Origin of the sequence: Rhizobacter sp., from assembly GCF_046595475.1 — a bacterium.
Lineage (GTDB): Bacteria > Pseudomonadota > Gammaproteobacteria > Burkholderiales > Burkholderiaceae_C > Rhizobacter.
On record NZ_JBKJOQ010000102.1, the window covers coordinates 1 to 18633 of the forward strand.

An 18633-nucleotide genomic window follows, 5' to 3' on the forward strand; every position below is an offset into this window, starting at 1 on the left:
GTTGACCAGAAAGGTCAGGCCGCCCTTGACCTTGCCGTTGACGGTACCGGTCACGAACTCGCCGGAGTCGAGCGAGTTTTCGAGGGACAGCCACGAGGCGAGACGCTTGGCTTTGTCGCGCGACAGGATGGTGTCGCCGTAGCCGTTTTCGACGGCGTCGATCGCGACGGAGACGAAATCGCCAGGCTGAACTTCGAGTTCGCCCTGGTCGTTCTTGAATTCTTCAATGGGAACGTAGGCTTCAGACTTGAGGCCGGCGTTGACCACCACGAAACTGTGTTCGACGCGTATCACTTCGGCGGTGATGACTTCGCCAGTTCGCATCTCTGATTTGCTCAGAGATTCTTCGAACATCGCGGCAAAGGATTCCATCCCCGCGGGTGCGGTGGTCTGGGCGGCAGTTTGGGTTTGAGACATGAGGTTTTCCGGGTGCAACTTGCGTTGCGGGTTAGGTTTTGAAATCCGCTGCCCTGGCGTGCATGCAGCACAGGAGGGAGAGCAGCGGGCTCTTTGTTCGGACGCTTCTCGCTTTGAGGAAGAAGCTCAGCCGAACGGCTGGCGACCTTGCCACCAACCCAACACCACCGAGACGCATGCGTCGACGGTGAGTGCTGAGTTGTCCAGCACCATCGCATCTTCGGCTGGCTTCAAGGGCGAGACGCTGCGTGACTGGTCACGGGCGTCGCGCATCTCTAAATCGACGCGAAGACTTTCGATATTAGATGAAATTCCCTTAGAAATCAATTGCTTATGCCGCCTTTCGGCCCGCACGGCGGCACTGGCGACGACGAAAACCTTGAGGTCGGCGCCGGGGAAAATCACGGTGCCCATGTCGCGGCCATCGGCCACCAGACCCGGCAGGCGGCGATGGGCTAACTGGAGTTCGAGCAAGGCTGCGCGCACCGCGGGCCAGACGGAAACCTTCGAGGCCATGGCGCCTACGTCTTCGCGCCGCAGCTGGTCGCTCACGTCTTCGCCGGCCAGCCAGATGTGCTGGTCGGCAAACTTGAGCTGCAAGCCTGCCGCCGTGCGGGCGAGGCCCGCCTCGTCACCTTCTGTGACGCCGTTGCGCATGGCTGCTAGGGCCGTGGCGCGGTACAGCGCCCCCGAATCGAGGAAGTGATAGCCCAAGGCTTGGGCCACCGCGCTTGCAAGCGTTCCCTTGCCCGAGGCGGTGGGGCCGTCGATGGTGATCACCGGGATGCCGCCGCTGCCGGCCTGCACCACGCTGAGCAGGTTCTCGAAATAGTTTGGGAAGGTCTTGCCCACACAACGCGGGTCGAGGATGCGAACAGGCAGGCCCGCAGGGTTGAAGGCCGCGAGTGAGAAGCACATCGCGATGCGGTGATCGTCGTAGGTGTGGATGCTGGCAGCTCGCCAAGCCGCGGGCGGTGTGATCTCGATGAAATCAGCACCTTCCGTCACCCCAGCGCCCAACTTGCGCAGCTCGGTGGCCATGGCGGCGATGCGGTCGGTTTCTTTCACGCGCCAGCTGGCGATGTGGTTCAGCCGGGTCTGGCCCTCGGCGTAGAGCGCCATCACGGCCAAGGTCATGGCGGCATCGGGAATGTGGTTGCAGTCGAGCGTGATGGCGTGCAACGGCCACTGGCCACGCTTGACCTCAAGCCAACCCGGGCCGCTGCTCACGTCGGCGCCCATGGCGCGCGCGGCCTCAATGAAGCGGATGTCGCCCTGGATCGAGTCGCTGCCCACGCCCTCGATGCGGACGCTGCGCCCGCCGTGCGCGGCAATCGCACCGAGCGCGATGAAGTACGAGGCTGAAGAAGCATCGGCCTCGATGTGGATGGCGCCCGGCGAGCGGTACGCGCTGCCCTGCGGAATGACAAAGCGCTGCCAGCCCTCGCGCTGCACCAGGATGCCGAAGCGTGCCAGCAGGTTGAGCGTGATCTCCACATACGGCTTGGAGATCAACTCGCCCACCACTTCGATGGTGACGGGGTTGTCGCTCGCGACCAGGGGCAGGGCCAGCAACAAGGCGGTGAGGAATTGGCTGGAGACATCGCCCCGCACGCGTATGGGCACCAGGGTGTCGATGTGGCCAGCGCCGAGCCGCAGCGGCGGATAGCCATCGTTGCCCAGGTAGTCAATGCCACAGCCAAGCTGGCGCAGTGCATCCACCAGGTCGCCGATGGGCCGTTCATGCATGCGTGGCACGCCCTTGAGTTCGAAGCTGCCTGCCTGCGTGGCTGACAGCACGGCGAGTGCGGCGGTCAAAGGGCGCATGGCCGTGCCGGCGTTGCCGAGAAATAGGCTGGCCTGACGCACGGCGAGCTGCCCGCTGAGGCCGGCGATGTGAACGGTATCGGCTATCGATTCGACCCCGCAACCCAGCTGCCGCAGCGCGGTCAACATCACCTGGGTGTCGTCGGAGTCGAGCAGGTCGTGAACGACGGTCGTGCCGCTGCTCAGCCCGGCCAGCAACAAGACGCGGTTGGAGATGCTCTTGGAGCCCGGGAGTCGCACGGTGCCGTCAGCAGACAGCAATGCGGGAATGTCGAGGAACGGCGTGGTGAACATGAGAAGACGGGGCTCGCGTTGACCGCGAGCACAAGGCTCAGCGCGAGGAGCCGGGTTTGGTGGCGCCCATCTGCCAATTGGCGCGGGCATCGGAGGCGCTGCGGATCAGGTCTTCCAGCGCTTCGACGTTGCTGGTCTTGATGACGTGCTCCAACGCATCCAGCGTGTGACGAAAGCGCATGGACTGCTTGAGGATCTCTTCACGGTTGGACATCAGGATGTCGCGCCACACCTCGGGGTCGCCTGCGGCGATGCGGGTGAAGTCACGAAAGCCAGGGCCAGCGAGCGAGAGGAAGTCGCGCCCCGCCGGCTGCTTGGCCACCGAGTTGAAGAAAGCGAAGGCCAGCATGTGCGGCAAGTGGCTCACGGCCGCAAAGGCGGCGTCGTGGTTCTCGGGTGTCATGCGCAGCACCTGAGCGCCGATGGCCGACCACACGTCGGTGGCTTTTTGCACCAGCTCAGGGTCTGTTTGTGGCAGCGGCGTGATGATGACCTGCCGGCCCGCATAGAGCGTGGCATCGGCATGCGACACGCCCGACACTTCCTTGCCGGCGATCGGGTGTGCGGGCACGAAAGAAGACACGCGCTCCTTGAGCACCCGGCGCGCGGCGTCGACCACGTCACGCTTGGTCGAGCCCACGTCCATGAACAGCACGCCTGGCTCCACCAGGTGGCGGATCGCCTTGAAGGTGGCTTCGCTGGCCGAAACCGGCACGGCCATCAGCACGATGTCGGAGCCCGAGACCGCGAGCAGCGCCGATTCGGCGGTGTCGTCGATCACGCCCATCTTCTTGGCGCGCTCTGTGGTGGAGGGTGATTTGCTGTAGCCGATGACGCGCTTGACCAGACCCGCGCGTTTCAATGCGAGTGCGAACGAGCCGCCCATCAGGCCACAGCCAATCACGCCTAGCTGATTAAACATCGTGCTTCGGCTTTCTGGTTCAGTGCACGTCGATCGGGTAAGTGCCGAGCAACTTGAAAAAGGCGCAGACCTCGCGCAGCTCGCGCATCGCGGTGGCCACGTGAGGCTGGTCGGGGTGGCCCTGCAGGTCAATGTAGAAGTAGTACTCCCACTGGCCGGAGCGGGCGGGGCGCGATTCGAAGCGCGTCATCGACACGCCATGCGCTTTGAGCGGCACCAGCATGTCATGCACGGCGCCCGGCCGGTTGGTCACCGACACGACCAGACTCGTGCAGTCGTGGCCCGAAGACTTGGGTTGCGGGTGTCGCTGCGGGTGTGTCATGACCGCAAAGCGCGTGCGGTTGTTTGCTTCGTCTTGAATGGCCGGTGCCACCAGATGCAGGCCAAACTCGCTGCCCGCACGTGCGCTGGCAATGGCGGCCAGCTTGGCATCGTTTGCGGCAAGGCGTGCGCCCTCGGCGTTGCTTGAAACTGGACGCCGCTCTGCGTTGGGCAAATGCCGGCTCAGCCATCCATGGCATTGCGCCAGCGCCTGCGGGTGCGCACACACCGCTTCAACGCCATCGAGCGTGTTCTCGCGCCTGAGCAGGTTGTGCTGAACGAAGAGGCTGGTTTCGCCGATGATGAACAGCGGGGTTGTCAGGAAAAGATCGAGCGATCGGGTGACCACGCCTTCGGTTGAGTTTTCGACCGGCACCACACCGAAGTCGGCTGCGCCGGTGGCCGTCACGTGAAAGACCTCGTCGAAGCTCGCACAAGGCACCTTGACGATGGACGAGCCGAAGAAGCCCAGCGCTGCCTCTTCGCTGAAGGTGCCGGCGGGCCCGAGATACGCGACCCGCGTGGGGGTTTCCAGCGCGCGGCAAGCCGACATGATCTCTCGCCAGATCGGCGCCACGCTCTCGGCCATGAGTGGGCCGGCATTGGCGGCCTTCATGCCGTCGATGACCTGAGCTTCGCGTTCGGGTCGGAACACGACCGAGCCTTCCTTCTTCTTGGCTTCGCCCACTTGCTGAGCCAGGTGAGCGCGCCGGTTCAGCAGCGCGAGCAACTCGCGGTCGACCTCGTCGATCTGCGTTCGAAAGGCGAGCAGATCGGCGTTGGGTTGCGGGGATAAATCAGCCATGGCGTGAGGCAAATTCTCGCACGTGGCCTAGCCCGGCAGGCCGCAAGAAGCCGAGAAACCGGGCATGGTTGACATCATTTCTTGGCAGGCTTGGACGCTGCCGGCGCCACCGGTTTGGCTGCTCCCTTGGGCTGGCTGGCTCCCTGCGCGGGCACCCCCAGGGCCGCAGCCACGCTTTGCTCAAGCGCCTTGAGCTTGGGCTCGATGGTCGGCTCGAGCTCTTTCACGAGCGTTTGTGCATAGGCGCTGGTGAACTCAGGCAGGCTTTGCTGGAACTTCTTGTAAGCCGGTGCTTCAAGCGCAGCCAGCAATTGGCGAAGCTCTTCTTCGTTGAATTTATCTTCGAACATCGGGCCCAGGCTGGTTTGGCCGATCTTGGCGGCGCGGTCTCGCACGAGTGCGCCCGATTCGTCACGATACTTCTTCAGCTGAGCTTCGATTTGCTTGGCCGCCGCTTCCTGCTTGTCTTGCGGCACGCGCATTTGCATGGCTTGCTCGGCCGCACTCATCATTTGCCGCGCCGGGCGCTCGACCAAGTCGCGCGCCATGCTTTCCAGGGCCGGCTGCTGCAGATTCAACAGCCGCTGCACCAGCTCTTTCTTGGCGGCACTGCTGGGTGCATTGGGGATGGCCTGACCTTGAGCAAAGGCAAGGCCTGCGCTTGCAAGCGCGGCGATGGCGATCAGGCTCTTCATTCCAACGGTGCGATTCATTCTTCAGTGCTTTCAGTGATGGATTCGTCGCCTGAATCCGGGTTGGCGTCGTTTTCGACAATACGTTGCAGGCCGCTCAGCTTGGCGCCGTTGTCCAGCGCGATCAGCGTCACACCTTGGGTGGCACGGCCGAGTTCGCGGATCTCGGAGACGCGGGTGCGCACCAGCACGCCCTTGTCGGTGATCAGCATGATCTCGTCGGCCGGGCGCACCAGTGTGGCGGCCACGACCTTGCCATTGCGCTCGGTTTGTTGGATCGCAATCATGCCTTTGGTTCCCCGGCCGTGGCGGGTGTACTCGACGATGCTGGTGCGTTTGCCGTAGCCGTTTTCGGTGGCGGTCAGCACGCTCTGGGTTTCGTCTTCGGCCACCAGCATGGCGATCACGCTGTGCTTGTCGTCGAGCATCATGCCGCGCACGCCGCGTGTGTCTCGGCCCAGCGAACGCACGTCGTCTTCGTCGAAGCGAACCGCCTTGCCACCATCGCTGAACAGCATCACGTCGTGTTTACCATCGGTCAACGCGGCGCCGACGAGGTAGTCGCCTTCGTCGAGCTTGATGGCAATGATGCCGGCCTTGCGCGGGTTGCTGAATTCATCCAGCGAAGTCTTCTTCACCACGCCTTGGGCCGTGGCCATGAAGATGTAGTGGTCGGCAGGGAAGCTGCGGAAGCCGTCGGTCAGCGGCAGCACCACGTTGACCTTTTCACCGGCCTGCAGCGGGAACATGTTGACGATGGGTCGGCCGCGCGAAGTGCGTGAGCCTTGCGGCACTTCCCAGACCTTGAGCCAGTAGACGCGGCCCTTGTTGGTGAAGCACAAGATGTAGTCGTGCGTGTTGGCAATGAAGAGCTGGTCGATCCAGTCGTCTTCCTTGGTCTGCGCCGCTTGCTTGCCGCGCCCGCCTCGCTTTTGCGCGCGGTATTCCGAGAGCGCCTGGCTCTTGATGTAGCCGGTGTGCGACAGCGTGACCACCATGTCGGTGGGTGTGATCAGGTCTTCGGTGCCCAGGTCTTGCGCGTTGTGTTCGATGGTGCTGCGTCTCGCGCCGACCTTGGTCTGGCCGAACTCGAGCTTGATGGCCTGCAGCTCATCGGAAATGATGGTCGTCACGCGCGATGGCGTGGCCAAAATGTTCAGCAGATCGGCGATCTGCGCCATCACTTCTTTGTACTCGGTGACGATCTTGTCTTGCTCCAAGCCCGTCAGGCGCTGCAAGCGCATCTGCAGGATTTCGCCTGCCTGATCTTCGGACAAGCGGTAGAGCCCGTCGCTCTGCATGCCGTGCTCCCGCGGCAGGCCTTCTGGGCGGAACGCCTCGCGCCCACCGGGGGTTTCGCCTTCGGCACGGGCGAGCATCTCGCGCACCAGCGACGAGTCCCACGACTTGCTCATCAGCGCCGCCTTGGCAATCGGCGGCGTAGCCGAGGTCTTGATGGTCTCGATGAACTCGTCGATGTTGGCCAGCGCCACTGCCAAGCCTTCTAGAACGTGGCCTCGCTCGCGCGCCTTGCGCAGTTCGAACACCGTGCGGCGGGTGACGACCTCGCGGCGGTGCTCCAGGAAGATGGCGATCAGATCTTTCAGATTGCACAGCTTCGGCTGGTTGTCGATCAGCGCCACCATGTTCATGCCGAAGGTGTCTTGCAGCTGCGTCTGCTTGTACAGATTGTTCAGCACCACCTCGGGCACTTCGCCGCGCTTGAGCTCGATCACCACCCGCATGCCCGACTTGTCGGACTCGTCTTGGATGTGGCTGATGCCTTCCAGCTTCTTCTCGTGAACCAGCTCTGCCATGCGCTCGAGCAGGTTCTTCTTGTTCACTTGATAGGGGATCTCGTCGACGATGATGGACTGGCGGGCGCCCTTGTCGATGTCTTCGAAGTGGCACTTGGCGCGCATCACCACCTTGCCGCGGCCGGTGCGGTAGCCGTCACGCACCCCGCTGGTGCCGTAAATAATGCCGGCAGTGGGGAAGTCGGGCGCGGGGATGATTTCAATCAGCTCATCGATACTGGCCTGAGGGTTTTTCAGTAGATGCAAGCAGGCGTCAACGACTTCATTCAGGTTGTGGGGCGGGATATTGGTGGCCATGCCCACCGCAATACCACCCGAGCCGTTGACCAGCAGGTTTGGCAGCCGGGTGGGCATCACCAGCGGCTCCTTCTCAGAGCCGTCGTAGTTGGGGCCGAAGTCGACGGTTTCTTTGTCCAGATCGGCCAGCATCTCGTGCGCGATCTTGGCCAGGCGGATTTCGGTGTAGCGCATGGCCGCCGCGTTGTCGCCGTCGACCGAGCCGAAGTTGCCCTGGCCGTCAATCAGCATGTGGCGCATGGAAAAGTCTTGCGCCATGCGCACTGCCGTGTCGTAGACCGACTGGTCGCCGTGAGGGTGGTATTTACCGATCACGTCGCCCACGATACGGGCCGACTTCTTGTAGGGCCGGTTCCAATCGTTGTTCAACTCGTGCATGGCAAACAGCACACGTCGGTGGACAGGTTTCAAGCCATCGCGGGCATCGGGCAGGGCCCGCCCCACGATCACGCTCATCGCGTAGTCCAGATACGAGCGGCGCATCTCCTCTTCGAGGCTGATGGGCAGGGTTTCCTTGGCGAACTGAGTCATTCGTGGTGGGCAGCAAAGCCGTAGAGACAGGCGCTGGCGGGCCTGCGGGCGCAATCGATGATTCTAGTTGCTGCGCAAGGCTGTAGCAGTCGCGCAACAACGAGGCAGGCCGATGCGGGCAACGAAGGCAAAACTCTGTTCGCCGAATACCCTATGGCACAATCGCGCGTCGGTGGGAAACACCCGGGATACTTGGGGTTTGCCAGTACTTTCCGATTCCGGTTTATAGGTTTGGTTAGAACATCTGCACCTTTTCCTTGAGAGGAGAATCATGAAGAAATTGAATAAGGTCGCATCGCTCTTTGCATCGGCCACTCTCGTTGCAATGGGCTCTGCTGCCATCGCTCAAACCGCGCCCACGGGCGCTGACAACTGGGGCAGCGCCTACGGCTTGCCTTGGACGAACAGCACGGGTCTGTGCTGGCGTGACGCGTACTGGACCCCGGCGACCGCCAAGGCTGAGTGCGATGGCGCTTTGAAGCCCGCAGCCCCTCCGGCGCCCGCACCGGCTCCAGCGCCTGCTCCGGCCCCTGCCCCGGCTCCCGCTCCGATGGAACCTAAGCCCGCACCGGTTGTGCCGCCGGCTCCGGTCAGCGAGAAGGTTACCTTCGCTTCCGACGCGTTCTATGACGTGGGCAAGTCGGTTCTGAAGCCTGAGGCCAAGGCCAAGCTCGACGATCTCGTCAGCAAGACTGCTGGCGTTAACCTCGAAGTCATCATCGCTGTCGGCCACACCGACTCCGATGGCTCCGATTCGTACAACCAGAAGCTGTCGGTTGCTCGCGCCGAGTCCGTCAAGACTTACCTGGTCAGCAAGGGTATCGAAGCCAACCGTGTCTACACTGAAGGCAAGGGCGAGAAGTCGCCGGTCGCCGACAACAAGACCAAGGAAGGCAAGACGAAGAACCGCCGCGTCGAAATCGAAGTGGTTGGTACTCGCACCAAGAAGTAAACGTTCTCGCGTTGTGACTTCTCCAGACCCCGCCTCGGCGGGGTTTTTTGTTGCCGCACGTTTTTTTGAGCGTGCAGGTGTCTTGAGTACCATCGCATCATGATCAATGCCGACCCCCAAGAGCTTGCCAAGTTCAGTGAGCTGGCCCACCGTTGGTGGGACCCCGAAAGCGAGTTTCGCGCGCTTCACCAAATCAACCCGTTGCGCCTCGACTGGATCAACGGGATTGCGCCGTTGGCGGGCCGGCGAGTGCTCGACGTGGGCTGTGGGGGCGGCATCCTGGCCGACTCGATGGCCCGCAAGGGCGCGCAGGTGCTGGGCATAGACCTGGCAGGCAAGCCCCTCAAGGTGGCTCAGCTTCACGCTGCTGAGGCTGGCACCCCGTCCATCGAATACCGTGAGGTCGCGGCCGAGACGCTGGCCGAGGAAGTGCCGGGTTCATTTGACACTGTCACCTGCATGGAAATGCTGGAGCACGTGCCCGACCCATCGTCCATCGTGCGCGCGTGTTCCACGCTGGTGAAGCCGGGCGGGTGGGTATTCTTTTCCACCATCAACCGCAACCCGAAGTCTTTCCTGTTTGCCATCGTAGGTGCGGAATACCTGCTCAAGCTCTTGCCGCAAGGCACGCATGAGTACGCGCGCTTCATCCGCCCGAGCGAGCTTGCGCAGTGGTGCCGCGACACGGGCTTGATCCTGCAGACCACGCGTGGCATGGAATACAACCCGCTCACGCGCCGCTATTGGTTGTCGGGCGATGTCGGGGTGAACTACCTCATTGCCTGTCGCAAGCCCGAGTGATGCAGGCAGCACGCGCCGTGTTGTTCGATCTCGACGGCACCTTGATCGACAGCGCCCCCGATCTTGCTGGTGCAGGAAACGACATGAGGGTGGCGCGCGGTTTGGCGCCTTTGCCCTTCGAGCAGTTTCGCCCGATGGTGGGTTCAGGCGCACGCGGCATGGTCGGCATTGCGCTTCAAGTGAGCCCGGCCGACGCTGATTTCGCGCTGCTGCGAGACGAATTCTTGAGCCGCTACGAAAAGCGCATGACGCAGCTCACGCGGGCCTTCGATGCGATGCTGCCCGTGCTCGCAGCGCTGCAGGCGCGCGGCATGCCTTGGGGCATCGTCACCAACAAGGCGCGCCGCTTCACCGAGCCATTGGTTCGTGCGCTCGGCTTGTACGAGCGAGCGGCGACCGTCATCAGCGGCGACACCACGCCTCATTCCAAGCCTCACCCGGCACCGTTGCTGGAGGCGGCCCGTCAGATGCAGATCGACCCGCAGCACTGTGTCTACGTTGGTGATGATTTGCGCGATATACAAGCCGGCCAGGCAGCGGGCATGGGCACGGTCGCGGCGGCCTGGGGCTATCTCGGTGCTGGCGAGCCTGTCTCAGCCTGGGGTGCTGACCATGTGATCGAAAGGCCCGATCAGCTCTTGAACTTGTTGGCCATGGCCTAAACTACTCGGTCTGGGGCCGACCTGGTTTCGACGTGGGTTCGGAGTTGGTTCAGGGCATGCCGAGCACCAGTTAGCTCGTAAATCCATCTGGAAACGCAATAACTGCAAACGACTCTACGTACAACGTAGCTCTCGCCGCTTAATACCGGTGAGCTTCGCAACAGCTTGTCCATGGGCTGTGCTTGAGGGGTAACCTGAGAGCAGCGAAGTCATTCACATGGGCTCGTCCTGAGTTGGGCTACTCAACACAGGCCTAAAACTAGTGGCTCGGGGTGGAGGTAGCGTGCTGCTGCGCGACCTGTGCTCTCAAACTCAAATCAGACAGCTACGCATGTAGAACTGGCCAGCAATGACTTACGGACGCGGGTTCGATTCCCGCCGGCTCCACCACTCTGACGCAGCGCCGCCGATAACCTCGGCGGCGTTTTGCTTTCTTCAGTGCTCGTCGGGCAGCGCTGCCAGGCGCGACTCGCGGATGCGAGTTTTCGACAGTGCACCAGCCGATTCAAGAATCGGGTAGGCGATCGAGCAGATGTGCGAGTTGATGCGCTTCAAGTCGCTGATCAAGTCGATGTGCAGCGAGCTGGTCTCGATGCTTTGCGCCGTGTTGTCTTGCAGGCGCGCGATGTGTGCGGCAGCGTATTCGTGCTCCAGGTCGCGAAAGCGCGCTTTCTCTTCCAGCAGCTTTCGCGCGTCGCGCACGTGGCCATCAAGGAAGACGCTCATGCCCAGGCGCAGGTTTGAGAGCAGGCGCTCATGCAAGTGCACGATCTCGGCCATGCCGGCGTCGGAGAAGCTGCGGTTCTTGCGCACCTTCTTGTCTTCCACGTCTTGCAATACGCGTTCGATGATGTCGCCAATTTGCTCCATGTTGATGGTGAATGACACGATGTCAGTCCAGCGGCGGCTCTCGCGTTCGGAGAGGGCTTCGTGCGAGATCTGTGTCAGGTAGAACTTGATGGCTGAGTAGAGCTCGTCGACGGTGTCGTCGAGGCTGCGCAGTTGCTGGGCCAGGTCGAGATCGTTGTTGCGGATCACTGGCAAAACACCGCGCAGCATGGTTTCGACCACATCGGCCTGGTGCAAGGCCTCGCGGGCGGCGCAGCTGATGGCCAGTGAGGGCGTGGCCAACGCCACCGGGTCAAGGTGGCGAGGGCGCGTGCTGCCGGCGCCTGCACTCGGTGCCTTCAGCCAGCGGTCGACGGTACGGCCCACCAAGCCGGTGAAGCTAATGAATAGCAGAGCCAGCGCAACATTGAAGGCCAGGTGGAAGATCACGACCTGCTGGTGCACGGTCTCCACCAATTGCTGCAGCACCACATGCACCTGAGGCATCAGCGGAATGGCCAGCAGCGCGCCGACGCTCTTGAAGATGAGGTTGCCCAACGGCAAGCGCCTGACCTGCGGTGCCGCGTTGCCCGTGGCGATCATGGCCAAGATGCCGCTGCCGAGGTTGGCGCCAAGCACCAGGCCGAGTGCTACCGGCGTGGTGATCAGGCCCGAGGCGGCGAGGGTGGCCGTGAGCAGCACGATGGCCAGGCTGGAATACGACAGCACGGTGAGTACAGCGCCGACCACGATGTCGAGCATGATTTCATTGGGCAGCGACACCAACAGCGCGCGCACCGCCGGCGACTCGGTCAGCGGTTTGGTTGCCGCCACGATCAGCTGCAGCGCCAGGGTGATGAGCCCCAAGCCGATCAATACGCGGCCGATACGGCCGGCCACGTTGTTCTGCTTTGAGATGAACAACACCACGCCGACGAAGATCAAGAGCGGTGACAGCCACGACAAGTCGAACGAAAACACCACGGCCATCAAGCTGGTGCCCATGTCTGCGCCCAGCATCACGGCGAGTGCCGGGCCCGTGGTCACCAGGCCTTTGCCGACGAACGAAGCCACGATCAGGCAGGTGGCGGTACTTGACTGCACGATGCTGGTCACGCCCAGGCCGGCCAGTGCGGCGCTGAGCCGGTTGCTGAAGCTGCGCGAGAGCACCTGCCGCAGGTTTTCGCCGAATACCCGCAGCATGCCGGTGCGCACGATGTGCGTGCCCCAGACCAGGAGCGCGATAGCCGCGAGCAGATTCAGCAGGTGTTGCATGAGCCGAGTCTATCGCCCGGACTGAGCATTGTTGGCAATGGGCCGATGTCAGAATCGCGTCGAAGCGCGCAGGGCGCTATACCGGAAGACAGGAGAAGCAACATGGCAATGGACGTGGTCGACTACGAAATCAAGGGCGCCGAAATGCAGTTCGTGGAGATCGAACTCGACCCCGGCGAAGCGGCGGTGGGGGAGGCGGGCAGCATGATGTTCATGGAGGCCGGTATCGCGATGGACACCGTGTTTGGCGACGGCTCGCAGAGCCAGGGCGGGCTGCTCGGCAAGCTGCTGGGTGCCGGCAAGCGCCTCGTCACCGGTGAGTCCTTGTTCACCACCGTGTACACCAACCAGGGCTCGACCAAGCTGCGGGTGGCGTTTGCGGCACCGTACCCCGGCAAGATATTGCCTATGGATTTGCGCCAGATGGGCGGCACGCTCATCTGCCAGAAAGATGCCTTCCTTTGCGCGGCCAAAGGCGTGTCGCTGGGCATTCATTTGCAACAGAAGATCTCCACCGGATTCTTCGGCGGTGAAGGCTTCATCATGCAAAAGCTCGAAGGCGATGGGCTGGCCTTCGTGCATGCCGGTGGCACTGTGTTGCGGCGCGAGTTGGCGCCAGGGCAGGTGTTGTTCATCGACACCGGCTGCATCGTGGCCTACACGCCGAGCGTGAATTTTGAGATCCAGTACGTGGGCAAAATCAAGACGGCACTCTTCGGCGGCGAAGGCCTCTTCTTTGCCAAAGTCACCGGCCCCGGCACGGTGTGGCTGCAGAGCCTGCCGTTCTCGCGCCTGGCGTCGCGTGTCTTTGCGGCAGCGCCGCAAAGGGGTGGCAGCCGGGAGGAAGGGTCGGTGCTGGGCGGTTTCGGTGCCGGCGGCCTGCTGGGCGGCATCTTGGGTGGGGACGACGATTGAGGCAAGAGAGGCAAGAGAGGGCCGAATAGCCCCTAGTCTTGAGCGGTCGGCGCAAGCTGGCCGCCTACACTAACGGTTTGGTTTCTGGTGTTCGTTTTGAAGCTGCTGTCTGCGTTTGTGGCCCTTTTGGCCGCCTTGATTTGCTCGCCGGCGATGGCCGCCGACAAGCCTGCGAACCCGATCTTCGTGCTCAACTCGCTAGACGCGTCGATCAGCATGATCGACCCGGTGAGCTTCACCGAGTTGCGGCGCATTCCCACCGGCAAAGAGCCGCACCACCTTTACCTCACGCCCGATGAGAAGTCGCTTATTGTGGCCAACGCGCTGAGCGATTCGCTGACGCTGATCGATCCGCAGACGGGTGATGTGCAACGCACCATCACCAAGATCATCGACCCGTATCACCTGCGCTTCTCGCCCGACATGAAATGGTTCGTGACGGCAGCCAACCGGCTCGACCACGTCGACATCTACCACTGGCAGCCCGATGACGCGGCCATGCCACTCAAGCTGGCCGCCCGCGTGCGCGCAGCGCGCACGCCCAGCCATCTGTCGATCGACAGCAAGAGCACCACCATCTACGTGTCGATGCAAGACAGCGACGAGCTGATGGCCATCGACCTGCTGACTCAGAAACCGCTTTGGAAAATTTCCATTGGCAAGCTGCCCGCCGATGTGTACCTCACACCCGACGACCGCTTGCTAATGGTCGGCCTGACCGGCGACGAGTATGTGGAGGTGTACGACGTGAGCCACGCCACCCCGAAGCTCGTGAAGCGCATCAAGACCGGCGCTGGCGCGCATGCGTTTCGCTCACGCGGCGATGGCCGCCACGTGTTCGTGAGTAACCGAGTGGCCAACACCATCAGCATGATCGACATTCAAACGCTGAGCGTCGTGGCCAGCTACCCGGCGCCTGGTGGGCCCGACTGCATTGACGTTTTGGCCGATGGCAAGACGCTGCTCGTGAGCTCGCGCTGGGCGCGCAAGCTGACCTTCATCGACATCGAAAAAAAGCAGGTCGTGCGGCAGGTGGGCGTGGGTCGCTCGCCGCACGGTGTTTGGACGCTTGATCATGCGCCGCGCCGCTAGGGGCTTCTGTCTCGCGTTCGCGCTGGCTGCGTCTTCTGCATTCGCGGCCTGCGACAAGCCGCTCTACCTCACGCTCGACACCGGCCACATGGGCGTGGCGCCACTGGTGGCCGAGGTGCTGGCGCGCCAACAGGTCCAGGCCACCTTCTTTCTGGCCAACGAGAAGACCCAGACTGACGGCAGCAGCCTCGATGAAACCTGGGCACCCTGGTGGAAGGCGCGCACTACCGAAAGCCATGCCTTCGGCTCACACACCTTCGACCACGTTTACTGGGTGGCTGACGCACCGGGCGGCTTTCGGGTAAAAGCCAGCGCGGGCCCGCAAGCTGGCCGCACCCAGACCTGGACGGCGGCGCAGTACTGCGGCGAGTTGCAGCGCTCCGCCGACCGATTTCAGGCCATGACGGGCCAGACCATGCCGCATTGGTTCCGTGCGCCGGGCGGCAAGACTTCGCCCAAGCTGCTGGCCGCGGCCAAGGCCTGCGGCTGGTCGAATGTGCCTTGGAGCCCGGCAGGATTCATGGGCGACGAGCTGCCCAGCGACCGGTACCCGAATACCCAGCTGCTGCAACGCGCCTTGCGTGATCTGCGCAGTGGCGACATCTTGCTGGCGCACTTGGGCATCTGGTCGCGCCAAGACCCGTGGGCACCGGCGGTGCTGGAGCCTTTGATCGTCGGGCTCAAGGACAAGGGCTTTTGCTTTGTCACTTTGGGCGAGCACCCCGCCTACCGCGAACTGGCTAAGCGACCGTGATCGACCAACTTTTGCTTCGCTTCACCGACGCGTTTGACCACGCGCAGCAAGCTCTGTTCGAAGGCGTGGTGCAACCGGTGGCCTTCTGGCTCGGCATGGGCAACCTGGTTGAAGACGCCTTCGGTGCCACCAGCTGGCTGTTGGTGGGCCTGCTCCAGTTGTTGGTGATGGTGCTGGCCTTTCGGGCGCTGGAGCGCTGGCGGCCGGTCGAACCGGTGACCGACCGGCCGGCGGTGCGAGTCGACATCGTCTACACACTGATTCACCGGCTGGGCCTTTTCCGGCTGGCGCTCTTCTTCTCCATAGACCCTCTCTGGGACGCGCTCTTCGGCACCATGAGCTACCACGGCGTGTCTGGCTGGCAGCTCGATGATTGGCTAGCTCCGCTGTGGCGCGGCGTGACCGACACGGCATGGTTTGGCTTCCTGGTCTACCTGCTGGTGTTCGACTTCATCGACTATTGGCTGCACCGTGCGCAGCATGGTCTGCCGGCGTGGTGGGGTTTGCATTCGCTGCACCACAGCCAGCGCCAAATGACCCTCTGGAGCGACAACCGCAATCACCTGCTCGACGATCTCATACGCGACAGCGTGCTGGTGATCGCCGCGCGCCTGATCGGCATTGCGCCGGGGCAGTTCGTGGCCGTGGTGGCCTGTACGCAGCTGCTTGAAAGTTTGGCGCACGCCAACGTACGGCTGTGGTTCGGGCCGGTGTTCGAGCGCGTGCTGGTGAGCCCGCGTTTCCATCGGTTGCACCACAGCATTGGGCTGGGCCATGAGGCGCGCGGTCGCGGCACGCTGGGCGGCCACAACTTCGCGGTGCTGTTCCCAATCTGGGACGTGCTGTTTCGCACCGCCAACTTCGAGTTGCGCTACGACGCCACGGGCATACGCGATCAGCTGCCTGATGAAGGTGGCCGCGAGTACGGCCGTGGCTTCTGGGCGCAGCAGTGGCTGGGCCTGCGGCGGGTCTTCGAGCGCGGCTGAAGCCGCAGGTATCCTCCGCGCAATGACGAAGCTTTTGCTTGATTCCGCCTGGCGCGCTGCTGCGTATTGTCTGCACCCTTGGGTGATCTTCTTGTCGTTGCTGCCGCTGCTGCTGGTGGCGGGGCTGGCTTATGGCTTGAGCGTGTTGTTCTGGGTGCCAGCGATGGACGCGGTGCGCAACGCATTCGATTCCTGGGACCTGCTGAGCACCATGTTCAAGTGGCTGGCCAGCATTGGCATGACGGGGCTCAAGTCGGTGCTGGCGCCCATGATCGTGGTGCTGCTGGCCACGCCGGTGATGGTGGTGCTGTCGCTGTTGGCAGTCGCCCTGCTGATGGCGCCCGCCATGGTCAAGCTGGTGAGCAAGCGCCGCTTCCCCACGCTGGAGCAACGGCGCGGTGGCTCGTTTGCCGGCAGCCTGTTTGTGAGCCTCAGCTCCACCGTCATAGCGCTGGTGGCGCTGGTGGTTTCGATCCCGTTTTGGCTGATTCCGCCTGTGGTGCTGGTCGTGCCTCCGCTGATCTGGGGCTGGCTGACTTACCGTGTGATGAGCTACGACACGCTGTCGGATCACGCCAGCAAAGACGAGCGGCGCGAGCTGGTGCGGCGCCATCGCGCAAGCCTGCTGCTCATAGGCATCGTCACGGGCTACTTGGGCGCTGCGCCTTCCTTGCTGTGGGTGTCGGGCGTGATGTTCGTGGCCCTGGCGCCTTTGCTGATACCCGTCGCGATCTGGATCTACACGCTGGTGTTTGCGTTTTCTTCGCTCTGGTTCGCGCACTACGCGCTGGCTGCACTGGAGAGCCTGCGGGCAGCCAGCCCGCTGGCGGTGTCGACACTCGCCCCCTCACAGCCCGCAATTGAGGCTGCCCCATGAGCTTCGGCCTGATCATCATTGGCGACGAGATTCTTTCCGGCAAGCGCCAAGACAAACACCTGCCCAAGGCGATCGAGCTGCTTGCGGCGCGCGGCCTCTCGCTCAGCTGGGCACGATATGTCGGCGACGACCCCGAGCGCATCACGGCTGACCTGAAAGACGCTTTCGCGGCGGCGCGCGACAAGGGCGAGATTGTGTTTTCTTGCGGTGGTATTGGTGCCACGCCCGATGACCACACGCGCCAGTGCGCTGCACGCGCGCTGGGGGTGCCTTTGGCGCTGCACCCGCAAGCGCGCGAGCTCATCCTCGAGCGCATGCGTGATGTGGCGGCCGAGCGCGGCGAGCCTTACGAGCCTGAGCGTAACGACAACCAGCATCGCCTCAACATGGGCATGTTCCCGCTGGGTGCCGAGATCATCCCCAACCCGTTCAACAAGATCGCCGGCTTTTCGCTGCGCTACGCGCAAGGCGGGGTGTACTTCGTGCCGGGCTTCCCGGTCATGGCCTGGCCGATGATCGAATGGGTGCTCGACGGGCACTGTGCTCACCTGCACCGCGCCCAAGCGCAGCGCGAGCGTTCGGTGATCGTGTTCGGCGCAATGGAGGCCACGCTCACGCCGCTGATGGAAAGCATCGAGGCGCGGTTTGCAGGCATTAAGGTGTTCAGCCTGCCGAGCGTCGACCACCCGCAATGGGGTCGGCATATCGAGCTTGGGGTCAAGGGGCCAGACGTCGACCAGATGGCGCTGGCCTACCAAGGCTTGCTCGACGGGCTGCGAACGCAAGGCGTTCCGCTCGGCCCAGAACTGGTGCGATAGCGGGAAGTCTTGAATCCCAAATTGGTGCATCCAGTAGCACCAAAACAGGGCTGAAGCAGAGGGTGATTGGCGGGCAGTGCACCAAGAGCCCTCGTATCGGCGCGATCCCCGCTTGCAGAGGCTGCGCACGGGCTTCTCGGGCAGCTTCGGGCATGGTTTCTGCTACATTCCTGTGCGCATTTTCGAGGCCTTCCTGCGCTCGAATTGCCTGCGGTATCACCCTGAATTCCACCCACAAAAGCACCTCGCTAGGAGTTTCCTGATGGCCAAGACCGTTGCCGACGTGATGAAGATGGTGAAGGAAAACGAAGTCAAGTTCGTTGACTTCCGTTTTACTGACACCCGCGGCAAAGAGCAGCACGTTTCAGTGCCTGTCTCTCACTTCGACGAAGACAAGTTCACGGGAGGCCATGCGTTCGACGGCTCCTCTATCGCTGGTTGGAAAGGCATTGAAGCCTCGGACATGCAACTCATGCCCGACCCCAACACCGCCAACATCGACCCGTTCTTCGAAGAGCCCACCCTGATCCTGACCTGCGATGTGGTCGAGCCCGCCGACGGCAAGCCCTATGAGCGCGACCCGCGCTCGCTGGCCAAGCGCGCCGAGGCCTATATGAAGTCCACCGGCCTGGGCGACACAGCGCTGTTCGGCCCGGAACCTGAATTCTTCGTGTTCGACAGCGTGCGCTGGGGCAACGACATGTCGGGCTGCTTCTCGAAGATCGAATCCGAAGAAGCCGCCTGGAACAC

General features: G+C 62.8%; 17 protein-coding genes and 1 other RNA gene. 11 read left to right on the forward strand and 7 right to left on the reverse strand.

All coding sequences use genetic code 11. From position 1 onward, the window contains the following. From AC30QB_RS18605 to gyrA, 6 genes are all read right to left on the reverse strand, one after another. A partial coding sequence (locus tag AC30QB_RS18605; RefSeq protein ID WP_489547755.1) for a S1 RNA-binding domain-containing protein occupies positions 1-417 on the reverse strand: 417 nt, incomplete at its 3' end. 126 nt (positions 418-543) lie between these two features. Then, on the reverse strand, positions 544-2538 hold the full coding sequence (locus AC30QB_RS18610; protein WP_489547756.1) for a bifunctional 3-phosphoshikimate 1-carboxyvinyltransferase/cytidylate kinase: 1995 nt from the start codon (positions 2536-2538) through the stop codon (positions 544-546). A gap of 37 nt (positions 2539-2575) precedes the next feature. Continuing rightward, on the reverse strand, positions 2576-3460 hold the full coding sequence (locus AC30QB_RS18615; protein WP_489547757.1) for a prephenate dehydrogenase: 885 nt from the start codon (positions 3458-3460) through the stop codon (positions 2576-2578). 19 nt (positions 3461-3479) lie between these two features. Next, complete coding sequence (pheA, locus tag AC30QB_RS18620; protein ID WP_489547758.1) at positions 3480-4586, reverse strand: prephenate dehydratase; 1107 nt, start codon at positions 4584-4586, stop codon at positions 3480-3482. Positions 4587-4660: 74 nt separating this feature from the next. Next, positions 4661-5299: a hypothetical protein gene (locus AC30QB_RS18625; protein ID WP_489547759.1), complete on the reverse strand. Its 639-nt coding sequence runs from the start codon at positions 5297-5299 to the stop codon at positions 4661-4663. Then, positions 5296-7923 carry a DNA gyrase subunit A gene (gyrA, locus tag AC30QB_RS18630; RefSeq protein WP_489547760.1) on the reverse strand — a complete coding sequence of 876 codons (2628 nt, stop codon included), beginning with the start codon at positions 7921-7923 and terminating at the stop codon, positions 5296-5298. Before gyrA ends, AC30QB_RS18625 begins: the two co-directional genes overlap by 4 nt. Positions 7924-8194: 271 nt before the next feature. Between gyrA and ompA the strand changes: the two genes are divergently transcribed. From ompA to ssrA, 4 genes are all read left to right on the forward strand, one after another. Continuing rightward, positions 8195-8875 carry an outer membrane protein OmpA gene (gene ompA, locus AC30QB_RS18635; RefSeq protein ID WP_489547761.1) on the forward strand — a complete coding sequence of 227 codons (681 nt, stop codon included), beginning with the start codon at positions 8195-8197 and terminating at the stop codon, positions 8873-8875. Between the two features lie 99 nt (positions 8876-8974). Then, positions 8975-9676 carry a bifunctional 2-polyprenyl-6-hydroxyphenol methylase/3-demethylubiquinol 3-O-methyltransferase UbiG gene (gene ubiG, locus AC30QB_RS18640; RefSeq protein WP_489547762.1) on the forward strand — a complete coding sequence of 234 codons (702 nt, stop codon included), beginning with the start codon at positions 8975-8977 and terminating at the stop codon, positions 9674-9676. Further along, on the forward strand, positions 9676-10338 hold the full coding sequence (gene gph / locus AC30QB_RS18645; protein WP_489547763.1) for a phosphoglycolate phosphatase: 663 nt from the start codon (positions 9676-9678) through the stop codon (positions 10336-10338). The genes ubiG and gph overlap by 1 nt, the downstream gene beginning before the upstream one ends. A gap of 12 nt (positions 10339-10350) precedes the next feature. Then, positions 10351-10728, forward strand: a transfer-messenger RNA (tmRNA) gene (gene ssrA / locus AC30QB_RS18650). A gap of 45 nt (positions 10729-10773) precedes the next feature. Here ssrA and AC30QB_RS18655 read toward each other — a convergent pair. Next, the gene (locus tag AC30QB_RS18655) at positions 10774-12441 is read right to left on the reverse strand and encodes a Na/Pi cotransporter family protein (protein ID WP_489547764.1); all 1668 of its coding nucleotides are present in this window, start codon (positions 12439-12441) and stop codon (positions 10774-10776) included. A 102-nt stretch (positions 12442-12543) separates the two neighbouring features. Between AC30QB_RS18655 and AC30QB_RS18660 the strand changes: the two genes are divergently transcribed. The 7 genes from AC30QB_RS18660 to AC30QB_RS18690 form a co-directional block, all read left to right on the forward strand. Beyond that, positions 12544-13356, forward strand: a complete 813-nt coding sequence (locus tag AC30QB_RS18660; protein WP_489547765.1) for a TIGR00266 family protein — start codon at positions 12544-12546, stop codon at positions 13354-13356. Positions 13357-13473: 117 nt separating this feature from the next. Then, positions 13474-14448, forward strand: coding sequence for a YncE family protein (locus AC30QB_RS18665; protein ID WP_489547770.1), 975 nt, complete (start codon positions 13474-13476; stop codon positions 14446-14448). Continuing rightward, complete coding sequence (locus AC30QB_RS18670) at positions 14432-15202, forward strand: polysaccharide deacetylase family protein (RefSeq protein WP_489547766.1); 771 nt, start codon at positions 14432-14434, stop codon at positions 15200-15202. The genes AC30QB_RS18665 and AC30QB_RS18670 overlap by 17 nt, the downstream gene beginning before the upstream one ends. 11 nt (positions 15203-15213) lie before the next feature. Further along, positions 15214-16188 (forward strand): sterol desaturase family protein, encoded by a 975-nt coding sequence (locus AC30QB_RS18675; RefSeq protein WP_489547771.1) that lies wholly within the window; start codon positions 15214-15216, stop codon positions 16186-16188. A 22-nt stretch (positions 16189-16210) separates the two neighbouring features. Then, on the forward strand, positions 16211-17065 hold the full coding sequence (locus AC30QB_RS18680) for an EI24 domain-containing protein (RefSeq protein WP_489547767.1): 855 nt from the start codon (positions 16211-16213) through the stop codon (positions 17063-17065). Further along, positions 17062-17883, forward strand: coding sequence for a competence/damage-inducible protein A (locus tag AC30QB_RS18685; protein ID WP_489547768.1), 822 nt, complete (start codon positions 17062-17064; stop codon positions 17881-17883). The genes AC30QB_RS18680 and AC30QB_RS18685 overlap by 4 nt, the downstream gene beginning before the upstream one ends. A 262-nt stretch (positions 17884-18145) precedes the next feature. Further along, positions 18146-18633: glutamine synthetase beta-grasp domain-containing protein (locus tag AC30QB_RS18690; RefSeq protein ID WP_489547769.1), on the forward strand; the 488-nt coding region annotated here is incomplete at its 3' end.

Excerpts from the sequence above, each read along its gene's own strand:
- AC30QB_RS18610 (WP_489547756.1), bottom strand. The coding sequence starts at position 2,538 with ATGTTCACCACGCCGTTCCTCGACATTCCCGCATTGCTGTCTGCTGAC.
- AC30QB_RS18615 (WP_489547757.1), bottom strand. The coding sequence starts at position 3,460 with ATGTTTAATCAGCTAGGCGTGATTGGCTGTGGCCTGATGGGCGGCTCG.
- pheA (WP_489547758.1), bottom strand. The coding sequence starts at position 4,586 with ATGGCTGATTTATCCCCGCAACCCAACGCCGATCTGCTCGCCTTTCGA.
- AC30QB_RS18625 (WP_489547759.1), bottom strand. The coding sequence starts at position 5,299 with ATGAATCGCACCGTTGGAATGAAGAGCCTGATCGCCATCGCCGCGCTT.
- gyrA (WP_489547760.1), bottom strand. The coding sequence starts at position 7,923 with ATGACTCAGTTCGCCAAGGAAACCCTGCCCATCAGCCTCGAAGAGGAG.
- ompA (WP_489547761.1), top strand. The coding sequence starts at position 8,195 with ATGAAGAAATTGAATAAGGTCGCATCGCTCTTTGCATCGGCCACTCTC.
- ubiG (WP_489547762.1), top strand. The coding sequence starts at position 8,975 with ATGATCAATGCCGACCCCCAAGAGCTTGCCAAGTTCAGTGAGCTGGCC.
- gph (WP_489547763.1), top strand. The coding sequence starts at position 9,676 with ATGCAGGCAGCACGCGCCGTGTTGTTCGATCTCGACGGCACCTTGATC.
- AC30QB_RS18655 (WP_489547764.1), bottom strand. The coding sequence starts at position 12,441 with ATGCAACACCTGCTGAATCTGCTCGCGGCTATCGCGCTCCTGGTCTGG.
- AC30QB_RS18660 (WP_489547765.1), top strand. The coding sequence starts at position 12,544 with ATGGCAATGGACGTGGTCGACTACGAAATCAAGGGCGCCGAAATGCAG.
- AC30QB_RS18670 (WP_489547766.1), top strand. The coding sequence starts at position 14,432 with ATGCGCCGCGCCGCTAGGGGCTTCTGTCTCGCGTTCGCGCTGGCTGCG.
- AC30QB_RS18680 (WP_489547767.1), top strand. The coding sequence starts at position 16,211 with ATGACGAAGCTTTTGCTTGATTCCGCCTGGCGCGCTGCTGCGTATTGT.
- AC30QB_RS18685 (WP_489547768.1), top strand. The coding sequence starts at position 17,062 with ATGAGCTTCGGCCTGATCATCATTGGCGACGAGATTCTTTCCGGCAAG.